Source organism: Corynebacterium propinquum DSM 44285, assembly GCF_000375525.1.
GTDB lineage: Bacteria > Actinomycetota > Actinomycetes > Mycobacteriales > Mycobacteriaceae > Corynebacterium > Corynebacterium propinquum.
Map to the genome: position 1 here is coordinate 90,720 of NZ_AQXC01000010.1, position 19,251 is coordinate 109,970.

Genomic DNA, 19,251 nt, shown 5'->3' on the forward strand with positions numbered 1-19,251 from the left:
TGGGTGTAGGTCGTATCTCTTGGGGTGCGGACAGAAAGCGTTGCAACTTCAGCATCGTGTGCCGGCTACTCCCGGTCACTCAGAGCCGTCCTTAGCCGCTGATAGCCAGGGTGCTTTAAGATGGAATCACTATGGTGAACCTGTTAAATGCAGAGAATATCTCGCAATCTTTCGGCCTGAAAACCCTTCTCGACGGCGTATCGCTGGGTGTGCAATCGGGGCAGCGCATTGGTGTCGTCGGCGTGAATGGTGGTGGCAAAACCACGCTGCTGGAAGTGCTGACAGGCTTGGTGGAACCTGACAGCGGCCGGGTGGCGCGAAATTCGGATCTTCGAATGGCCGTAGTCACCCAGCGTGCAGAGCTTGACCCAGCAGCAACGATTGGGCGCACGGTGGTAGAGCCGCTAGGCCTCGATACCTTCGAATGGGCCTCGAACGCGAAAGTGCGCGATGTGCTGGGTGGTTTAGGCGTCGCGCAATTAGGGCTGGATACTCCGGTTGGTCAACTCTCGGGAGGGGAGAGGCGGCGGGTGAATTTGGCGGCTGCTCTCGTGCAAGACCTCGACTTGGTCGTACTCGACGAGCCCACCAACCATTTGGATGTGGAAGGCGTGCAGTGGTTGGCTGACCACCTCTTGCGCCGCAAGGTCGCGGTGCTGGTGGTTACCCACGACCGTTGGTTTTTGGACACGGTCGCGCAGCTGACGTGGGAGGTTCACGACGGCCAGGTGGATGTCTACGACGGTGGCTATAATGACTGGATTTTTGCTCGGGCTGAGCGTCAGCGGCAAGCAGAAGCAGCCGAACAACGCCGACAGAACTTAGCGCGCAAAGAATTGGCGTGGTTGCGTCGTGGCGCGCCAGCCCGGACGTCGAAACCGAAATACCGGATCGCGGCTGCTGAGGCATTAATTAAAGACGTCCCGCCGGTGCGCAATAGCGTCGAGTTGATGTCGTTTTCCAAACAGCGGTTGGGCCGCAAGGTTATCGAGCTGGAAAACGCGCGTTTAGAAACCCCTGATGGGCAGGTGCTTGTCGACGATCTCACGTGGCGCTTAGCTCCGGGTGAGCGCGTGGGACTGGTTGGGGTCAACGGTTCTGGTAAGACGACGCTGCTGCGCGCTTTGGCAGGCGATCACGAGCTCGCTGCCGGCAAACGCATAGAGGGGCAAACCGTGCGTCTGGGCTGGCTGCGCCAGGAACTCGATGACCTGGACCCGCAGCGGCGACTGCTGGATGCGGTAGAAGATGTCGCCACCTATGTGCACCTGGGCACAAAGGAGCTATCGGCCTCGCAGTTGGCGGAACGTCTCGGTTTTAGTCCGAAACGCCAGCGTACCCCAGTCGGTGATCTGTCTGGTGGCGAGCGTCGACGCCTGCAATTAACCCGGGTGCTGATGAGCGAGCCCAATGTTTTGCTTCTCGACGAGCCCACCAACGACCTTGATATTGACACGTTGCAAGAGTTGGAATCTTTGCTCGACGAGTGGCCTGGCACGCTGGTGGTGGTTTCCCACGACCGCTATTTGATCGAGCGAATTACCGATGCTGCCTACGCCTTGTTTGGTGATGGTAATTTGCAACATCTTCCGGGCGGAATTGAGCAATACCTGCAGGTGCGCGCCGCTTCTGCAGATGATGCACCGCGCGGAGCACTGGATTTGGGGCCAAATAGGTCAGGTGACATCACCGGGGACGGTGGTGGTACCAGTGCAGCAGCATCGCCCGGCAAACCCGAAATTTCTGCGCAGCAAGAGCGTGAGATCACCAAGGCTATGCGTGCGCTGGAGCGCAAGATGGATAAGTTGGAGAAATCGGAAGCACAGCTTGATGAGAAAATGGCGGCGGCTGCCGAAGACGTCGACACGCAGCGATTGACGGAGCTGAATGAAGAGAAATCTGAGGTGGCGCGGCGTCGGGAAGAACTCGAAGCCGAGTGGTTGGAGCTGGCTGATCAGCTGGATGCGCAATAATCGGCGCCGCGTCGACGTGTTGTTGGTTCTGGGGAGTCCGGCCAACACGCTGGGTTAAACGCGCGGTTTTGCCGGAAGGGTATGTCACCATGAAGGCATGGCTTTCTCACGTAAATTCTTTACCGCGCTCGCAGCAACCACAGTAATCGGCGCGGGAATTCCTGCGGCGGCATCGGCGCAGCCTGCTTCTTTTGCTTTGCCTACGCCGCAAGAATTGACGACTGGGTCCTCGGCTGCCAGCGCTGGTGTGGCGTCCTGGAGTTTGGAACAGGCTACGAAGCTGCACTTGCTGGCTATGGGGCACCACCGTAATGAAGAAGCCCAGCACATTGCTCAAGACTGGGCTAATCAGGCTGCGCGTGGGGAAGTAGAATTCCACGCCAACGTTGGCCGTGGCAATACTGCTCATGACCGTGGGACGGGCAATATCTACCGGCTGGCTCCGCATGAGGCTGCGCAGCGGATCGCCTGGTTGCTGAACCCTACAAACCGCACTGGTGATGGCAAGGGATTTGGTGTTTCAGGCGTTGATGCGCACGGCAACGTGTACCTGGCGGAATTTTTCTTGCATTAAATGTGTGTAGTCACACGCTAGCGTTGTGTACACATCAACTAAATTAAGCGTACAATTGAGACCATGATCTTGATTAACGTTTCTTACCAAGTAAAGCCAGAGCACGCAGAAAACTTCCTGGAAGAGGTTTCCTGGTTCACGGAAGCTACCCAGGCAGAAGAAAAGAACCTGTTCTTTGACTGGTACCGCGACCCGCAGGATGCCAACCACTTCATGCTGGTGGAAGGCTTCACCGATGATGGTGCGGAAGCCCACGTCACCTCTGAGCATTTCCAGCGTGCAACCGAAGAGATGCCAAAGTACCTGGTCGAGACCCCGAAGATCATCAACACCCTGATCGAGGGCAAGACCGAGTGGGACGAAATGGCTGAATTCCAGGTCAAGTAGTTCCAGGTCACATGGGCGTGGTGGAGCTTTTAGCTGTCACGCTACGTGCTGTACCCGAGGGCTGTAGTATCCAAGCTCCGTAGCGGAGCGGGAGTGCTACAGCCCTCACTTTATTGCGTTATCTGTGCCACAATGGTGCTATGACTAGTAGTGCTATGACTGATACACAGGATCGCCAAGTAATTACTTCTGTCCGCAATGGAACGGGAATTCTGGAACTCAACCGCCCGAAGGCGCTGAACTCCCTGAATCTGGAGATGGTGGAGATTATTCATCAAGCGCTGGATGCATGGGCTGAGGATGATTCCGTCACACAGGTGCTGATTTATTCTAATAATCCAAAGGGCTTTTGCGCCGGTGGTGATGTACGCGCGGCACGCGAACAAGGTCTCGCGGGCAATAAGGCCGGTGTCGACGAGTTTTTCCGCAAGGAATATGCGCTTAACGATGCCATCGATAAGTTCCCGAAGCCGTTCATTGCCCTCATGGATGGGGTTGTCATGGGCGGCGGTACCGGTATCAGCGCTTTTGGTTCGCACCGTGTGGTGACCGATAAAACTTTTGTTTCTATGCCAGAGATGCTCATTGGGTTTATCACCGATGTCGGCATGACGTATTTTTTCCAGCGCATGGTCGGCTCTCGGGGCAAAGCGTCCCGAGCCTTGGCACTGTACCTGGCGACGACCGCCTACCGCATGAAGGCCGCGGATCTGCTCTGGACCGGCTATGCCACCCACCAGATTGCCTCCGATGATGCAGATGCTTTCCGGCAAGCAGTCATCGAATCCGGATACGCGGCTGCGCTGGAAAAATATGCGAATACGAACCCGGATACCGCGCCGTTGGCCTCGCACATTGAGACCATCGAGAAGGTTTTTGCGCAGGATTCCTGGGCTGATGTCGTCGCTGCTGTGGAACAATGCGAGGATCAGGAATTTATCGCTGGCGTGAATGACACCCTGAAACATGCATCGCCTACTTCACTGGTGGCAGCTGCGGAAATCTTCCGGGCAAACGCCCAGGTTGATTCGCTTGCCGACGCCTTGGATAACGAATACCGGGTTGGTGAATATCTGCGCGGCCGTCCGGATTTCGACGAGGGCGTGCGCTGCGTGCTGGTCGATAAAGGCGACGAACCGCAGTTCCAGCCGGATGCGGTCTCCGAGGTTGATGTGGACGCGCTCCGTGCACTCCTCCGATAACACCGAAGGTCTCAACGCCGATCGTCTTCCAGCCCCGAAGTTTCAGTTTGGCTGGTACCTAGCGTGTATAGCAGTCATTGTTGCCACGCTAGGATTTATTTGGCTCAACTGGCATGCCGTGCCAGACCCGATGCCTACGCACTTTAATGCTTCGGGCCAGGCAGATGGTTTTAGCGAGAAATCTTTTCCGGCAGTGATAGCCCACGTTGCTGTGGGGCCAGCGATCACTACGGCAGTGTGCGCGGGAGCTGGCGGGCTTGTGGTAGGAATTGCACGCCAGACCAAAAACGGTTTACAAGACAAGCCAGAGCGTTCGATTAATCGGCAGCGTCTGATGGCACAGTTGATGCAGCCAATGTTGGGCAAGTTTAGTTTCGCGCTCGTGGCGGTGTTGTTGGTAGGCATCACCGCCGGATTATTTGGGTTGAGCGTTGTGGGTACCGGTGCAGCCAGCATTTGGCTGCTTATCGGTGCGATTCTCGCAGTCGCTGTCGGCATTGTGCTGCGCAGTGCGCAGATCATGCAGGAATTGGATAAGCGCTACCCACCGGATGATCCCCGAGACAAGCTCAAATATGGGTTGTTTTATCACAACCCGGATGACCCGAGGATATGGGTAGAGCTGGAAGCAGGGATGAATATCACCCTGAATTTTGCGCATCGCAGCGCGTGGTGGATCGCCGGAATCTTTGCTGCGTTCGTGCTGGCGATGGTGGTGCTGCCGATAATTGTGGCCTAGCCCCTGAATGCTGTCCAGGGTCTAGGCCATCTAGAACTCGTGCTCGTGTGCCTGTGCGCTGTTTCAGTGCTTAACTGTTTTTCGCTTTGAACTCACGACGACGAGCGTGCAAGATCGGCTCAGTGTATCCGGACGGAGACTCGGTGCCCTTGAAAATCAGGTCGCGAGCGGCCTGGAACGCCACCGACTCGTCGAAGTTCGGAGCCATATTGCGGTAGGCGTCGTCGCCAGCGTTTTGCTTGTCGACGACCTCTGCCATCTTCTGCAGCTCCTGCTCGACGAAGTCCTTGCTGACGACGTCGTGCTCAATCCAGTTAGCCAGCAGCTGTGAGGAAATACGCAGGGTAGCGCGGTCTTCCATCAGGGAGACGTCGTAAAGATCAGGGACCTTGGAACAACCGACACCCTGTTCTACCCAGCGGACCACGTAGCCCAGGATGGACTGACAGTTGTTGTCGACTTCTTCCTTTTTCACCTCATCGGACCAGTCTGGATTTTCAGCAACCGGGACGGTCAACAAGTTGTGGAAGTTGTCGCGCTCGCCGGCTTTGCGGAATTCTTCCTGTACCTGCGGCACATTGACGTGGTGGTAGTGAGTGGCGTGCAGGGTAGCACCGGTTGGCGATGGAACCCAAGCGGTTGATGCGCCTTCTTTCAGCTGGCCGATCTTTTTCTCCAGCATATCCGCCATCAGCTCGGTCATGGCCCACATGCCTTTACCGATCTGGGCTTTGCCAGGAAGCCCCAGTGCGACACCGGTGTCGACGTTGATGTCTTCGTAAGCTTGCTTCCATGGTGCGGTCTGCATATCAGCCTTGCGCACCATCGGTCCAGCTTGCATGGAGGTGTGGATCTCATCACCGGTGCGATCCAGGAATCCGGTGTTGATGAAGGCAACGCGTTCGCTGACCGCGGTGATCGCAGCAGCCAGGTTGGCTGAGGTACGACGCTCTTCGTCCATAACACCAACCTTCAGGGTGTTTTTCTCCAGGCCCAGCAGCTCTTCCACCGAAGCGAACAAGTCGTTGGTAAACGCGACCTCGGCAGAACCGTGCTGCTTTGGCTTCACGATGTAGATCGAGCCCGCACGGGAGTTCTTACGAGGGTTATCCGATTGCAATCCTGGGATAGCGCAGGCACTGGTCAAAACAGCGTCCATGATGCCTTCGAAAACTTCCTCGCCGTCGACCAGGATGGCGGGGTTGGTCATCAGATGGCCGACGTTGCGCACCAGCAGCAGAGCGCGACCGTGCAGGGATTGTTCGTTGCCGGAAAGGTCAGTGTAGGTGCGATCGTCGTTGAGCTTACGGGTGATGGTCTTACCACCTTTTTCCAGCTCTTCTTTCAGGTCACCGGTGTTGAGACCGAACCAGTTGTGGTAGCCCAGGGTCTTGTCTTCACCGTCGACGGCGGCCACGGAGTCCTCGAAGTCCACGATGGTGGAGGTGGCCGATTCTAGAATGACGTCGGAAACCCCGGCCTTATCGGTCTTGCCGACGGGGTGTTCTGGGTTGATCTGGATCAGGATGTGCAGGCCGTTGTTGCGCAGTACCACCTCGGATGGCGCGGACTTCTCGCCATTGAAACCGACGAGCTGTTCGGCATTGACGAGGCCAGTGGCAGAGCCATTCACGGTGACTGCCAGCTTGTCGCCGTCGATGGCATAAGATTCGGCGTCGGCATGCGAACCGTTTTCCAGGGGAGCGACCTCGTCCAGGAAGTTGCGTGCCCAGGCGATGACCTTGTCGCCGCGGACAGGGTTATAGGAATCACCTGGCTCAGCGCCGCCTTCTTCCGAGATAGCGTCGGTGCCGTACAAGGCGTCGTAGAGCGAACCCCAACGCGCATTAGCTGCGTTCAGTGCAAACCGTGCGTTGAGAACTGGAACGACGAGCTGCGGGCCAGCGACTTCGGCGATTTCGGAGTCCAGGTTGGCTGTGGTGACATCAGCCGGTGTTGGCTTGTCTTCCAGGTAACCGATCTCGCGCAGATACTTTTCGTGTTCTGCTGGATCTGGCTGGCCTGGGTTGGCACGGAAGTGCTCGTCGAGGGTCTTTTGCAGCTCGTCGCGGCGCGCCAGCAGTTCCTTGTTGCGCGGGGTGTGGGTGCGGATGATGTCTGCAAAACCGTTCCAGAATTTGTCGGCGTCGATGCCGATACGTGGCAGCACGGTGCCGTTGACGAATTCGTAGAGGGTGTTGTCGACGTTGAGGCCTGCAACCTCTGTGCGTGGGGTGGTGTCTTCGTTAGTCATAAAACTCCTTCTAATCCTCGCGGTCAGACCCTCAGGGGAGTAGGTGAGTCAGCGTGAGTGTGGACTCACGACAAACGTTCACTGTGCCCCGGGGCATGAGACCACAATAAGTGAATTGCCTCACTGTGTGTAGTGCGATTCTGGAAACGCGCATTTTCACCCCTGTTCGAATATCGAAAATAACTTAAGAAAACAGTCCAATCGTACTGTTTTAACAGTATGTCCGTACTGTTTGACTCCGGCATTCGCACACCGCACGAGGGGTTTTTGTCCTTTGGGGGCTGTTCAGTGGGTATTTTTATCTCGAAAACTTATGTGAATTCTGACACTACCCCCGTCGGTTGTAAGTCACACGCAATTCTTGACGTGATTGGTTTCATGGCTCATTATGTGAATCACCTCATAAGCCAACGAGAAAGGGAGTTGCGATGACTACTACCGGTCAAGCACGTACCGCCGCAGAAATCCAAAAAGATTGGGATGAAAACCCTCGCTGGGCCAATGTCACCCGTGACTACACGGCAGAAAAGGTAGCCGAGCTGCAAGGCACTGTCGTCGAAGAGCACACCCTGGCACGCCGTGGCTCCGAGATCCTGTGGGACGAGGTCTCGAAGGGCGATGGACACTACATCAACGCATTAGGTGCCCTGACCGGTAACCAGGCTGTACAGCAGGTCCGCGGTGGCCTGAAGGCTGTATACCTGTCTGGCTGGCAGGTTGCCGGTGATGCCAACTTGGCTGGCCACACCTACCCAGATCAGTCGCTGTACCCAGCGAACTCCGTTCCGCAGGTGGTTCGCCGTATCAACAACGCACTGTTGCGTGCCGACGAGATCGCTCGTGTCGAAGGCGATGACTCCATCGATAACTGGCTGGTTCCAATCGTTGCCGATGGTGAAGCCGGATTCGGTGGCGCACTGAACGTCTACGAGCTGCAGAAGGCCATGATCAACGCCGGCGCTGCAGGTACCCACTGGGAAGACCAGCTGGCTTCCGAAAAGAAGTGTGGCCACCTGGGCGGTAAGGTCTTGATCCCTACCCAGCAGCACATCCGTACCCTGTCGTCTGCACGTCTGGCAGCCGATGTTGCTGGTGTTCCAACCGTCGTTATTGCACGTACCGACGCAGAAGCTGCAACCTTGATCACCTCGGACGTTGACGACCGCGACAAGCCATTCATCGAAGGTGAGCGCACCGCAGAAGGCTATTACCACGTACGCCCAGGCATCGAGCCTTGTATCGCACGTGCGAAATCCTATGCACCGTACTCCGACCTGATCTGGATGGAAACCGGTGTTCCAGACCTGGAAGCCGCGAAACAGTTCGCAGAGGCAGTCAAGGCTGAATTCCCAGACCAAAAGCTGGCCTACAACTGCTCGCCATCGTTCAACTGGTCCAAGCACCTGGACGACGAGACCATCGCGAAGTTCCAGAAAGAACTGGGTGCCATGGGCTTTACTTTCCAGTTCATTACCCTGGCAGGTTTCCACTCCCTGAACTACGGCATGTTCGACCTGGCACACGGTTACGCACGCAACGGCATGACCTCGTTCGTCGAACTGCAGAACAAGGAATTCGCTGCAGCAGAAGAGCGCGGCTTCACCGCCGTCAAGCACCAGCGTGAGGTCGGTGCCGGTTACTTCGACAACATCGCCACCACCGTCGACCCAACGTCGTCGACCACCGCACTGAAGGGTTCCACTGAGGAAGGCCAGTTCTAATCATGGCGATCCAATTCGTTCCCACCGCCGACATCGGAGACATCCACGGTGAACAGCTACGCAGCTGCGATAAGCAGTTCACCAATTACGGAGGAAAAACCGAGTTTTGCGGCAAGATTTCCACCATTCAGGCAATTCAAGATAATGCCTTGGTGAAAGAAATCTTGAACCAACCGAACGAAGGCGGAGTCTTGGTCATCGATGCCCAAGAAAATCTGCACACCGCCATGGTCGGAGACATGATCGCTGGGGCAGGCGTGGACAACGGCTGGGCCGGGATCATCGTCAACGGAGCCATCCGGGATTCCCAAGAAATCGGCACTATGGATATAGGTGTCAAGGCCTTGGGAACCAACCCGCGCAAATCTGCGAAAGATAAGGTCGGCAAAGTCGATATCACCGTGCAATTCGGTGGCATCGAATTTGTTCCTGGACAGTATGTTTACGCCGATGCGGATGGCATCGTCGTCAGCGAGACACCAGTAGAAGCTAAAGAAAGCTAGTACTAACTAGCAAGTCGCTACACAGATCGAAGCCCGGGAGCTAGCACGTGTGAGAGCTAGCTTCCGGGCTTTAGGCTTGTATGCACAACCGGTATTACGCAGGAAAGACCAGGATTCCGTATGTGTGCTCATCGAGCTTGTCGACGCGGTGGGTAGAACACTGCGTTATGTGCGTACAAGCCGCAACTAGGGCTGTGATGACATCCGCATAGTCGTGCGCTGCCGATGCCACGGTGCTGCCGTAATTATCGGTTGTCGGGGCATACGTACTTCGCAAACAGTGACGCATCCGGCGCAGACTAAGATGTGGCCGGACGAAATCAAGCACACCGTTGTTGATCCCAAAATCCAAGACCTTGCGGCTTTCTTGTGCTCCTGGGGTACCTGCCAGGTTGGGATCGGCCCAGGCCCAGGTCCAAGTTTCATCCTTAATAGTCGCGAGAGCCCAGCCGCCTTCGACCCCGGAAGCTCCAGAAGCTCCAGCAGCTCCGGCAAGTCCTGAGACTCCGGAAGCAGTGGTTGTAGTTGCGGTGTTCTCGTCAGAATACTGCTGGATGTGCTGGTGACCGTGGCTGACGAGCTCGTCGATCGTGGGCTGTAATGGTGCCTGCGCACCCGCCGGGGAAGTGGAGACATCGATGGCAACACCATCCCGAATAGCTACCACGAACTGCTGTTCACCGGATCCGATGCGGATTACCTCTGCGCAGTCTGCAGTGCCATGAAATTCAAGATCGCGCACCACCGCAAACCCCTGCAGCGCACGCACGGTGTCGTATTCTTCGGGTAGTTGCGCCAGACCATGCGTGAGTGCCCGTGGAACCGGTCCTGCCTCCGCGAAATCTGAAATCATGACCACGGCGAAGCGTTGCGGCTCATCTGAGCGAGATTTCCCCGTAAGCGGAACTAACACTGCTGGAATATTGCGAAACAACGTGCGCGCGGCAGCCAGCAGTTGATCACTCGCCGTCTGCACCTGCTGCGGATCTAATTCGGGGATATTCGTTGCAAAATCTATGACCGCATTGGTCTGCCAATACCACTGCTCGTCGACGATGGTCGCGGCCCAGGTGCCAGCCAGCTCCACTTTGTGCTCGCTGTTTGCGCTTGTAAACGAGACCGTAACTGGCCGGTCCCAGGCGTCGGCAAGCGAGTGCTGTGCAGTATTGTGTCCCGGATGCCCAGCAGGGCGGCGGTCTGCGGCTACGGTCAGTTGCACGTGGGTAATCTCGCCGAAACGCGTGCGGAATAACGCCATAGAATCGGCTTGCGCCAGGAAACCATCGGTCGCGATATCGGTGACGGTACGCGGGGCAGAAAGCATGGTATTGAGTCTACAAGCCAGCGCCTGATCGGCTGTCTCACCCAGGGGTGGATCTATCAGGCTGGATCTATCAGTGAGCTGCCAGCCGCGCACTGTAAAGTGTCCACCATGCTTTACGCCGTCAGCTACGCCTTCATGGACTCGATCAATGTCTTGTCCATCGCAGTGATCGTTGCCCTGGGCGTGCTACTGCCAGCTGGAATGTATAAAAAGGTTACCCCGCTATTAGTGGCGGGCAATTGGTCTGGGGTTTTTGCGCTGGCTTTGCTGGTGACCGTCGTATTTTCTGGCTTCGGCGAATTGATGCAGAAAATCCTGGATTCTGCGGCCTTCGGCCTGACATTGATGGCCGTCGGTGTGATCACCTTGCTGGGTACGTGGATTTCGAAGGGAAAGCCGCCGGCGGTGGTGGGGCGTTTGCTCGGCGGGCTGCAGCGGCCATCCCCGATGACTTTTTGGACTGGCTTTGGTCTTGGCGTAGTGCAATCGGCTACTTCCGTGCCGTTTTTCGCAGGGCTAATCGTGCTGGCCGCCTTGCATCCTGCACCAGCGACTCTGGGGGCAGGCGTGGTGCTTTATGCCAGCATCGCGCTGTCGCTGCCGATCATCGCCGCTGTGCTCGTCGGTTGGGTCCGCATTGCTCCGAATTCACCTATTGGGCGGCTGTTTACTAAGGGATCACACAACACTGAGTTTTTGAGCAAGGCGGCAGGCTACAGTGTGGGCGTGCTGTTAATCGTGCTCGGCGCACTCGGGGTCTAAGCGCTCGTATATGTTCGCTTTTATTCAATAATTATGCCGACGCGTTCGGTCAGTTCCAGTTCACATGGTTTGGGTGCCAAGCGCTGGGTGATTGCAGAACGGAGCGCGGGGCTTAGTGGAAGCAGCCAACCATTGTTGGGGTCGTGTACCGGCAGATCATCAGTTTTCGTCGGCACTAGTACAATCTGCGCGTTGGGTCCCGCAACCACCGCGGCGTGATTATTGTGGGCGGCATCCAGAATGATGTCTGCTACCTGCACCGATCCTGTGATGATCACCATTTCTTCTGCCGTGTGTACTGCCAGCTTATCGACGCCTACATGGCGTGCAGTATCCGGAAGCTGGGTGAGAGCGGGCTTAGCAGAACCGCGTAGCAGGTCGAATAGTCCCATGCGGTCATTCTAACCGGTTAACGGTGAATCACTTTTAGTCACAATTTCACGAGCTCGCGACTATTATGGGCAAAGATGATCGACGCACGAGATACAGCTTTAGTGATTGAAGGCGGGGGAATGCGTAATTCCTATACCGCCGCCAGCATTGTGCACCTGCTGGAAAAGCAAGTGCAATTTGGCTGGGTCGGTGGTGTATCAGCGGGTGCCTCACACACCGTGAATTTCCTTTCTGGTGATAAAGAACGCGCCCGTAGTTCGTTTACGGATTTTGCGAACAACCCCTCGTTTGGTGGGGTGAGTCATTTCTTGCGCGGTCGGGGATATTTCAATGCAGAATTTATCTACGAAAAAGCTGCCGACAAAGATCTCCCGTTTGAATGGAAAACGTTCACGGAATCGTCGGCACAAGTCTGCATCAGTGCCACGCGTGCCGATACCGGAGAGACCGTCAACTGGGGCAGACAGGACATGACAAGCTTGCCGGATCTGATGATGCGCGTACGTGCCTCATCCACACTGCCGCTGATCATGCCGATGCGCTTGATCGATGATGTGCCGTTTGTCGATGGTGCATTGGGAGATTCCGGTGGCATCGTCATTGACGAGGCCGAAAAGGCTGGTTTTAGAAAGATTCTTTTCTTGGCGACGAAACCTCGCGATTATGTGCGCCCAGCCACGCAGCGTGAGGGCTTTTTGCGTCGAGCATTTTTTAAACACCCAGCCGTGGCAAAAGCCATGATTGAACGACCGGATAAATACAATGCCGCGAAAGATCGCCTGCTTACTTTGGAGAAACAAGGCCGTGCGCAATTGTTCTTTCCGACGGATTTGTCTGTGGAATCAACGGAACGCGATGCCGAAAAGCTGCTGCACAGCTACCGGATGGGCCAGATCCAAACGGAAAAAGAATGGCCGCAATGGGAAGAATTCCTGACCGGTTAAAGGAAAACGAACTTAGTCTAAGAATTATCTTCCACGACTACATTGTTCTGGTGAAGTGCCCTGGGTATTTGTTCCTAAGCATTTGCTCTCAATGTGAGGCAAATCATAAAAGGCGCACCTAGGTATTATTAGGTAGAGCTATATAAAATCTTAGCTGCACGAATGGATTCAATGGTGCAGCATGAAATGTTGCATCATGTAAATAGACAAGGGGTATTCATGAAGAAAATGTTCACTGCAAGTTTGGCTGTGCTTGCGCTGGCGGGCCTGGGAAGCAGCGGGGTTGCTCAAGCGACGCCTGTTCAGAAACAACTGGTGCAATCGTCCTCGGCTCAGCACAATCCAGTGTTGAATCAGCTCAGCTCGGCGCTGTCTATTGGCAGCTCCGTGCTCCGGAACGACCCGAGCGGTAATCAGCCAAGCAACCTCCGCGCATTGGTGGCGTTGCTGAAGAACGTGGATAACAAACATTACAATGCCTTAAATTATGGTCTAACAACCCCGCAGCAGGCTGCGGATTGTCGTGCCCGCTTCGATGGTAAGCCAGGTGAGCCACGTCTGGACATTTATGTCCCCCAGGATTGTTCCAAGGTTGAGGTCACTCAGGACGATTACGATCAGGCTCTGCGCGCTATCGGATTCTGATTACCGTGAGTTGATGACTTCCTGGCCTTGCCCGGTAAAAACGACCGGAACCCACCGTGCCGGTAGAATTGTCTGTCATGCGTTCGAGTATTTTAGCTGTGTTGACAGGTACTACTTTGTTGCTCGGGGCCTGTTCGGCTCCGTCTGATGCTGATGACGCGCTGAAGGCAGCGCCAGAACAGGCAACAACGGGGCAGAATACGGCTGCAGAAACTACCACGGCCACGGAAAAAACAACCGCCACCACCTATGAATTTGCGCTGGAAGATTACCAGGTTTCTCCAGAGACACATTTACCCGTCCGCGGCAGCGTGACAACGGCGGGGCACAGCAATGCTCCGCTGGTGGTAGTAAACCATTTACGCACATTTAATTGCGCTGACGATACTTTCGTCTATCCGTGCGCAGATGGGGTAGATGACGTACGGGCAGATCGCGGAATGCACTATTTGGCAGAAGATCTCGCAGAGGCCGGCTACACCGTCGTCGTTCCTGATTTAGGGCCGTTGTGGGCGCCAGAAAGCCCCACGCAACCATACGACCAGGTGGAAGCCTGGGCGGGTGTGGTAGGTGCCATTCGTGGGGAACTGGAGGCAGCGAACCAGGGCCAGTCGCAGCACTTAGATGACAGCCTTGCAGGCATGACAGATTTTTCTCGCACGGGTGTGTTTATGCACTCGCGTTCTGCATTGCTAGGAAATAAGGCTGCAGAAATGTGGCCTGAGGTATCTTTGGCCAGCTATGGCGGGTTCTACCATGTGCCAGAATTTCCAGAAGATAATTTTTCCCCAGCTCCCGCCGATGTGCCTACTTTGACCATTGATGGGCAAGCAGATGAGGATACTTCCCAGGCCGCAGCTGACTGGTTACCGGAATACGTGGGGCAAGACAGAAACACGGCTGCTTTAAACTTTATTGTGTCAGGGCTTGGGCACAACTACATTAACCGCGTTTTATCTCAGCGGGAATTTGATGACCGCATCGATGATGGCGAAATTAGCGACAGTGGTGCTGCAGAGCATGAGGAATTTTTAGCAGAAGCTCTCCGGCTTTGGTTTGATCAAACTCTCCGTGGCCAAGACGGGCCGTATCCATTGCAGGCTGATGACGAGCTACCCGCCGAGCTCGCAGGCAGAGAAGCGAGCGTGTATGCTGCCACCCCGGCCGCTGCAGAACAATGGATTGCTTCAGAACCAGAAGCGCAACTGCCGGGAAGTGAGGCCGAGTTCTGTCGGATTTATCCGTCTATGAATCCGGTGCAGTATGACGACCGCTGTGATTTCGTGGACATGGGAATCGTTAATTCCGCTTCTGTCAATGCCCGCGTGCAATTGACTAAATCCCCCGTAGTGGTTCCGGTGAGTTCTGCGGGTGCCGAAACTTTGAGCATGCACATGATGCCTACTGGCAGCCGGGAAGACGGGAAGAAAGAAACCAAGCTGGAAGTTACCGCGATCATGGACGATGGTTCCCGACAGCAAATACCAGTGCCGGCACCCAACCCGGTACTGAAAGATACCACCACGGAAACCAGCAACGGCGAATACTGGATACGCACCTTAAGGATTAGCTTGCCGGAAACAGTAAAGAACCGCCCGATTAGCCAATTAGAAATCACTGGTGATGGCAGTATTGACTTGCGGGCGGTCGACCTCTACTAGGTGATTTAAACGCAGCGTGGGCCGATAGCTAATCAGCTACCAACGGCTCCATGGTCAGCTCTGGGTGTTCTTTTTGCACGAACGCGAGCTTCCATTTATCGCCAAACAGCGCTATCAATTCGCCGTCGGTGCGGGTGAAAATTTCCACTCCGCGCTGGCGGCCTAGTTCTTCAGCTGAGGCCGCATCGGTGCGTCGTGCTACCGAATAGGGCACGGGCTCGACGACGGTTTCCACGTTATATTCGACCTCCATGCGGGCCTGCATGACTTCGAACTGCATCGGGCCAACGGCTGCCATCACAGGGGCAGCGTCGCCGCGGAGTTCGTTGCGCAGGATCTGGACGACGCCCTCGGCATCCAGTTGCTCCAGCCCTTTGCGGAATTGCTTGTATTTGCCCAGTGATTTGGCCCGCAGGGTTTGGAAACTTTCCGGAGCAAACTGTGGCATCGGGCGGAACTGGATCTTCTTGCCCGAATAAATGGTATCGCCGGGAGCCAGCGATCCCGCGTTGACCAATCCGACGATATCGCCAGGATAGGCGGCTTCGACGGTATCGCGGGTGCGGCCGAACACCGTTAGTGCGTATTTCGTCGAGAAGCTGCGTCCAGATTGGGCGTGTGTGACCTGCATGCCGCGTTCGAAGATGCCAGAGACCACGCGCATGAAGGCTAGGGTGTCGCGGTGGTTGCGGTCCATGCCGGCTTGAACTTTGAACACGACACCGGCGAAATCGTCGTCCACCTCGCGGGTTTCGGCGATGGCGCCGGTGGCCTTTTCCATTACCTTGGGGTCGCACTCGCGACTACCTGGTTCTGGGGCGATTGCGCACAACGTGTCCAAAATTTGGTGCACGCCGAAATTCAACATCGCGGAGGCGAAAATCAACGGCGAGGTCACACACTGTTCGAATAGGTCTTGATCGTGTAGCGCGCCATCGGCAGCCAAAAGCTCGGCTTCTTCCACTGCCGTTTCCCAAGCCTCGGCTTCTTTTTCGCCGGCTTGCTCCGGTGAGTAGTGCTCTTCCGGTGCGATGGTGGAACCACCGGCGGTGCGGATGAAGTGGATGTAATTGTCAGCTTCACCGTCGTCGTTAATGTGGGCGAGCCCGCGGAAGTCACCGGCTTCGCCGACCGGCCAGTATAGCGGTGTGGGCTGGAGCTGAATCTCGTTGACGATTTCGTCGACAAGCTCCAAAGGCTCGCGGCCAACCCGGTCCCACTTGTTGATCACCGTGATAATCGGCAAACCGCGAGCTTTACACACACGGAACAGTTTCAACGTTTGCGGCTCCAGGCCCTTGGCAGCGTCGATGAGCATGACTGCGGCGTCGACGGCGGTGAGAACGCGGTAGGTATCTTCCGAAAAATCCGCGTGTCCGGGGGTATCGACCAGGTTGATTACATACGGTTCGCCGTCGTGGCCTTCCGGGGAATAGTTGAACTGCAGAGCGGAAGAGGCCACGGAAATCCCGCGGTCTTTTTCCATGTCCATCCAGTCAGACACAGTCGCTTTGCGGTTTCCTTTGCCGTGCACCGCGCCAGCTTCGGTGATGATGTGTGCATGTAGCGCCAGCGCCTCGGTCAGGGTCGATTTACCCGCGTCGGGGTGGGCGATCACAGCAAAGGTGCGGCGGCGCGAGGCCTCGTGGGCAGGGGAGGAAACAGCAGTGGTCATGGTTGAACAGTCTAATGGTTTGGTGATGTGCGTGCCGAGGTGGATCGGGTTTTCACGGAGACCAAGAAGATATTGTTGACAGGTCAACCAAGGGCGTTTTATTGTTGTTGTATCAACTTCATTATTTCTAGGAGGTAATCGTGAATATTGGTGTCTTTATTGGTTCGATCCGTGCAGGCCGCGCTGGTGAAGCGATTGGCCACTGGGTGCACGAGCATGCATCTCACCGCAATGACGGCCACAACTACGAGATCATCGACCTGCAGGATCATGACCTGCCATTTTTGGCCGCAGATACCGTCCCGGCCATGGCCAATGGCGAATACGGTGATCCTAAGACCCAGCAGTGGGCCAAAGTCATCGCCCAGTACGACGGTTTCGTTTTTGTGACTCCGGAATATAACGGTACTGTACCTGGCCCAATGAAAAATGCCTTCGACCAGCTCGGCCAAGAATGGCAGGGCAAGCCAATCGGCTTCGTCGGCTACGGTTACTCGCAGGCTGGTAAGGGCTCGACGGCAACTTGGCGTACCGTCGTCAGTGGCATGTTGGCTATGCAGCTTGCCGACGAAGATGTCAACATCGACCTGAACACTGCATACCCAGAAGATGCCAACGGTGAATTCCGCGCATCCGAAGCAGAAAAAGCTGGGTTGGACAAGATTTTGGATCAGGTCACCCAGGCTGGTGCTAAAAGCTAATTAGCGAGAATGAATCTCGTTTTGCGCGGCGCCTAGCCCGTGGGCCACGATCAGTCGGGCAGCCTCGGCGCCGGTGGCAATAAACTCATCAAAACCAGCCCCTGCTGGTACTGGGCCCAGAACCCAGGCAATGATGTCGTTTCCTTTGCCAGGGCGGCCCACCCCCATACGTACGCGGGGATAATCGCGGGTGCCCAGGTGCTCAGTCGTCGATTTTAGTCCGTTATGTCCGGCTTCATTTCCGCCTTGTTTGAGGCGGATTTTGTGCTCTTTCAGATCTAATTCATCGTGAATAAGCAGCACTCGCTCGGCGGGAATGTCTAAACGCTGCGCAACCTCGGCAATCGCAGGGCCAGAATTGTTCATAAAACTGGCAGTCCGCAGCACCAGGGCGGTGTTCTTGCCTGCGACGATGGTGGCGCCGAAAGCCTGCACGTCCTTAATAGGCTGCAGGGTCTCACCGGATTCAGCGAGCAAATCATCGACCACCATATAGCCCACGTTGTGGCGCGTGGCCGCATATTTTTGCCCCGGATTACCCAAGCCGACGATTAGCCACTCGGCTGTGACCTCTGCGAGATTTAACACCGGCTGTTGGCTCGTGGCCCTTTGATAGCCACCGTCGGCAGGGTTAGCGACTGGGTCACCATCACCGTCGGCATTGCGGCCGAATACTTTCGATAACAAGTTGCGCACAATATTCACCCGCCCAGTGTCTCATTATTGCGCGTATTTTCTCTACTGACTGCCGCATGTGCCCGATCTGCATTAGCCTGGCAGGTATGTCGGAATTATTACGCCAGTTGGAATCGCGCATCCTGATTGCTCCGATGGCAGGTGGTCCGTCCACACCGCAGCTTGTCACCGCGGCCGATAACGCCGGATCCTTCGGTTTTCTGGCGTTCGGAACCACTCCGGTAGATCGCGTGCAGAGCATGCTTGCCAGCATTGATTCGGGGGTGCGTTATGGGGTGAACTTATTTGCCCCACAAACCCCTGTGGAAATTACTGAAGAGATCAGCAGGTTTCATCAACAATTACAGCGCGACTACGGTGTAGCGGAACAACTCGCGGATCCGGATTACACCAATGGTTGGCAGGACAAGCTGGATGCTGTCATATCTGCCGATAATCCACCGGCGGTGGTCAGCTCGACGTTCGGGTGTTTTAGCGCTGCGGAAATCAGCCGTCTGCATGAGGCAGGTATCGAGGCGTGGGTGACCGTCACCAGTATTGAAGACGCGTTGAGTGCACAAAACGCGGGTGCCGACGTTGTGGTCGTGCAAGGCCCGGCAGCCGGTGGGCACCGCGCAACGTGGTCGGTAGATGAGCAGCCTTCCGGGCTGGGGTTGGTTGATCTGATTGAGACGATGTCGATGGCTGGCGTGAATACGCAACTGGTGGCCTCTGGTGGGGTGCGTACTGCTGACGATGCCCGCGAGTTGTTGCAGCTTCCGCGGGTAAAAGCGGTGAGTTGTGGTTCGGCATTTTTGCTTGCCGACGAGGCCGGCACCAGTGATTTCAACCGTGCTTTGTTGCATTCCGGGGGTACCTCGGTAGCGACCCGGGCATTGTCTGGCCGGGTGGCACGTGGCCTCGAGACGGAATTTATCCGTGAACACCACGATGACGTGCCGGCGATGTATCCGCTGTTGAACTCATTGCTGGCGCCACTGCGACAAGAGAATGATCCGCGGGTGGCATATTGCTTGGTTGGCGACGACGTCGACAAGATCGGTCAGGGCAGCGTGGCCGACATTCTTGCCCAATTACGGGGGTAGTAACCAAAATCG

General features: G+C 56.0%; 18 protein-coding genes. 13 read left to right on the forward strand and 5 right to left on the reverse strand.

Annotation, left to right across the window (positions count from 1 at the left end; genetic code table 11):
* Positions 1-131 precede the first annotated feature (131 nt).
* From B142_RS0109135 to B142_RS0109155, 5 genes are all read left to right on the forward strand, one after another.
* A complete protein-coding gene (locus B142_RS0109135; protein ID WP_018121241.1) occupies positions 132-1,973 on the forward strand; it encodes an ABC-F family ATP-binding cassette domain-containing protein in 1,842 nt (613 codons plus the stop codon).
* 97 nt (positions 1,974-2,070) lie between these two features.
* The gene (locus B142_RS12445) at positions 2,071-2,547 is read left to right on the forward strand and encodes a hypothetical protein (RefSeq protein WP_018121242.1); all 477 of its coding nucleotides are present in this window, start codon (positions 2,071-2,073) and stop codon (positions 2,545-2,547) included.
* A 63-nt stretch (positions 2,548-2,610) separates the two neighbouring features.
* The gene (locus B142_RS0109145; protein ID WP_018121243.1) at positions 2,611-2,934 is read left to right on the forward strand and encodes a putative quinol monooxygenase; all 324 of its coding nucleotides are present in this window, start codon (positions 2,611-2,613) and stop codon (positions 2,932-2,934) included.
* A gap of 140 nt (positions 2,935-3,074) precedes the next feature.
* Positions 3,075-4,136: an enoyl-CoA hydratase/isomerase family protein gene (locus B142_RS0109150; RefSeq protein WP_236588371.1), complete on the forward strand. Its 1,062-nt coding sequence runs from the start codon at positions 3,075-3,077 to the stop codon at positions 4,134-4,136.
* Positions 4,120-4,875, forward strand: coding sequence for a DUF1648 domain-containing protein (locus B142_RS0109155; RefSeq protein WP_161796704.1), 756 nt, complete (start codon positions 4,120-4,122; stop codon positions 4,873-4,875). The genes B142_RS0109150 and B142_RS0109155 overlap by 17 nt, the downstream gene beginning before the upstream one ends.
* 70 nt (positions 4,876-4,945) lie before the next feature.
* Here the strand turns inward: B142_RS0109155 and glcB are convergent, their stop codons facing one another.
* Complete coding sequence (gene glcB, locus B142_RS0109160; protein WP_018121246.1) at positions 4,946-7,129, reverse strand: malate synthase G; 2,184 nt, start codon at positions 7,127-7,129, stop codon at positions 4,946-4,948.
* A gap of 428 nt (positions 7,130-7,557) precedes the next feature.
* Between glcB and aceA the strand changes: the two genes are divergently transcribed.
* Together aceA and rraA are read left to right on the forward strand one after the other, a co-directional pair.
* Positions 7,558-8,850 carry an isocitrate lyase gene (aceA, locus tag B142_RS0109165; protein ID WP_018121247.1) on the forward strand — a complete coding sequence of 431 codons (1,293 nt, stop codon included), beginning with the start codon at positions 7,558-7,560 and terminating at the stop codon, positions 8,848-8,850.
* Positions 8,851-8,852: 2 nt separating this feature from the next.
* Complete coding sequence (gene rraA, locus B142_RS0109170) at positions 8,853-9,353, forward strand: ribonuclease E activity regulator RraA (protein ID WP_018121248.1); 501 nt, start codon at positions 8,853-8,855, stop codon at positions 9,351-9,353.
* Between the two features lie 94 nt (positions 9,354-9,447).
* Here the strand turns inward: rraA and B142_RS0109175 are convergent, their stop codons facing one another.
* On the reverse strand, positions 9,448-10,677 hold the full coding sequence (locus B142_RS0109175) for a DUF6882 domain-containing protein (protein WP_018121249.1): 1,230 nt from the start codon (positions 10,675-10,677) through the stop codon (positions 9,448-9,450).
* A gap of 108 nt (positions 10,678-10,785) precedes the next feature.
* Here B142_RS0109175 and B142_RS0109180 point away from each other — a divergent pair, with 108 nt between their 5' ends.
* Entirely contained in the window at positions 10,786-11,439 is a 654-nt protein-coding gene (locus B142_RS0109180; protein WP_018121250.1) for a hypothetical protein, read from the forward strand.
* Positions 11,440-11,459: 20 nt separating this feature from the next.
* Here the strand turns inward: B142_RS0109180 and B142_RS0109185 are convergent, their stop codons facing one another.
* On the reverse strand, positions 11,460-11,831 hold the full coding sequence (locus tag B142_RS0109185; protein WP_018121251.1) for a hypothetical protein: 372 nt from the start codon (positions 11,829-11,831) through the stop codon (positions 11,460-11,462).
* Between the two features lie 75 nt (positions 11,832-11,906).
* Here B142_RS0109185 and B142_RS0109190 point away from each other — a divergent pair, with 75 nt between their 5' ends.
* From B142_RS0109190 to B142_RS0109200, 3 genes are all read left to right on the forward strand, one after another.
* Positions 11,907-12,776, forward strand: a complete 870-nt coding sequence (locus B142_RS0109190) for a patatin-like phospholipase family protein (protein ID WP_026168021.1) — start codon at positions 11,907-11,909, stop codon at positions 12,774-12,776.
* Between the two features lie 162 nt (positions 12,777-12,938).
* On the forward strand, positions 12,939-13,421 hold the full coding sequence (locus B142_RS0109195) for a hypothetical protein (RefSeq protein WP_126844422.1): 483 nt from the start codon (positions 12,939-12,941) through the stop codon (positions 13,419-13,421).
* 77 nt (positions 13,422-13,498) lie between these two features.
* The gene (locus tag B142_RS0109200; protein WP_018121254.1) at positions 13,499-15,082 is read left to right on the forward strand and encodes an alpha/beta hydrolase; all 1,584 of its coding nucleotides are present in this window, start codon (positions 13,499-13,501) and stop codon (positions 15,080-15,082) included.
* A 28-nt stretch (positions 15,083-15,110) separates the two neighbouring features.
* On the opposite strand, the gene B142_RS0109205 is transcribed toward B142_RS0109200, so the two are convergent.
* Complete coding sequence (locus tag B142_RS0109205; protein ID WP_018121255.1) at positions 15,111-16,757, reverse strand: peptide chain release factor 3; 1,647 nt, start codon at positions 16,755-16,757, stop codon at positions 15,111-15,113.
* Positions 16,758-16,897: 140 nt separating this feature from the next.
* Between B142_RS0109205 and B142_RS0109210 the strand changes: the two genes are divergently transcribed.
* Positions 16,898-17,458 (forward strand): NADPH-dependent FMN reductase, encoded by a 561-nt coding sequence (locus tag B142_RS0109210; protein WP_018121256.1) that lies wholly within the window; start codon positions 16,898-16,900, stop codon positions 17,456-17,458.
* Here B142_RS0109210 and pth read toward each other — a convergent pair whose 3' ends face one another.
* On the reverse strand, positions 17,459-18,163 hold the full coding sequence (pth, locus tag B142_RS0109215; RefSeq protein ID WP_018121257.1) for an aminoacyl-tRNA hydrolase: 705 nt from the start codon (positions 18,161-18,163) through the stop codon (positions 17,459-17,461). It lies immediately after the preceding gene.
* Between the two features lie 77 nt (positions 18,164-18,240).
* On the opposite strand from pth, the gene B142_RS0109220 reads away from it, so the two are divergent.
* Positions 18,241-19,239 carry a nitronate monooxygenase gene (locus tag B142_RS0109220; RefSeq protein ID WP_018121258.1) on the forward strand — a complete coding sequence of 333 codons (999 nt, stop codon included), beginning with the start codon at positions 18,241-18,243 and terminating at the stop codon, positions 19,237-19,239.
* Positions 19,240-19,251: the final 12 nt, after the last annotated feature.

What these genes read in the sequence shown, in the direction of transcription:
- B142_RS0109200 (WP_018121254.1), top strand. Translation starts at nt 13,499, where the DNA reads ATGCGTTCGAGTATTTTAGCTGTGTTGACAGGTACTACTTTGTTGCTC.
- B142_RS0109180 (WP_018121250.1), top strand. Translation starts at nt 10,786, where the DNA reads ATGCTTTACGCCGTCAGCTACGCCTTCATGGACTCGATCAATGTCTTG.
- B142_RS0109175 (WP_018121249.1), bottom strand. Translation starts at nt 10,677, where the DNA reads ATGCTTTCTGCCCCGCGTACCGTCACCGATATCGCGACCGATGGTTTC.
- B142_RS0109145 (WP_018121243.1), top strand. Translation starts at nt 2,611, where the DNA reads ATGATCTTGATTAACGTTTCTTACCAAGTAAAGCCAGAGCACGCAGAA.
- B142_RS0109195 (WP_126844422.1), top strand. Translation starts at nt 12,939, where the DNA reads ATGGATTCAATGGTGCAGCATGAAATGTTGCATCATGTAAATAGACAA.
- B142_RS0109190 (WP_026168021.1), top strand. Translation starts at nt 11,907, where the DNA reads ATGATCGACGCACGAGATACAGCTTTAGTGATTGAAGGCGGGGGAATG.
- B142_RS0109150 (WP_236588371.1), top strand. Translation starts at nt 3,075, where the DNA reads ATGACTAGTAGTGCTATGACTGATACACAGGATCGCCAAGTAATTACT.
- B142_RS0109205 (WP_018121255.1), bottom strand. Translation starts at nt 16,757, where the DNA reads ATGACCACTGCTGTTTCCTCCCCTGCCCACGAGGCCTCGCGCCGCCGC.
- B142_RS0109185 (WP_018121251.1), bottom strand. Translation starts at nt 11,831, where the DNA reads ATGGGACTATTCGACCTGCTACGCGGTTCTGCTAAGCCCGCTCTCACC.
- glcB (WP_018121246.1), bottom strand. Translation starts at nt 7,129, where the DNA reads ATGACTAACGAAGACACCACCCCACGCACAGAGGTTGCAGGCCTCAAC.
- aceA (WP_018121247.1), top strand. Translation starts at nt 7,558, where the DNA reads ATGACTACTACCGGTCAAGCACGTACCGCCGCAGAAATCCAAAAAGAT.
- B142_RS0109135 (WP_018121241.1), top strand. Translation starts at nt 132, where the DNA reads ATGGTGAACCTGTTAAATGCAGAGAATATCTCGCAATCTTTCGGCCTG.
- B142_RS0109220 (WP_018121258.1), top strand. Translation starts at nt 18,241, where the DNA reads ATGTCGGAATTATTACGCCAGTTGGAATCGCGCATCCTGATTGCTCCG.
- B142_RS12445 (WP_018121242.1), top strand. Translation starts at nt 2,071, where the DNA reads ATGGCTTTCTCACGTAAATTCTTTACCGCGCTCGCAGCAACCACAGTA.
- rraA (WP_018121248.1), top strand. Translation starts at nt 8,853, where the DNA reads ATGGCGATCCAATTCGTTCCCACCGCCGACATCGGAGACATCCACGGT.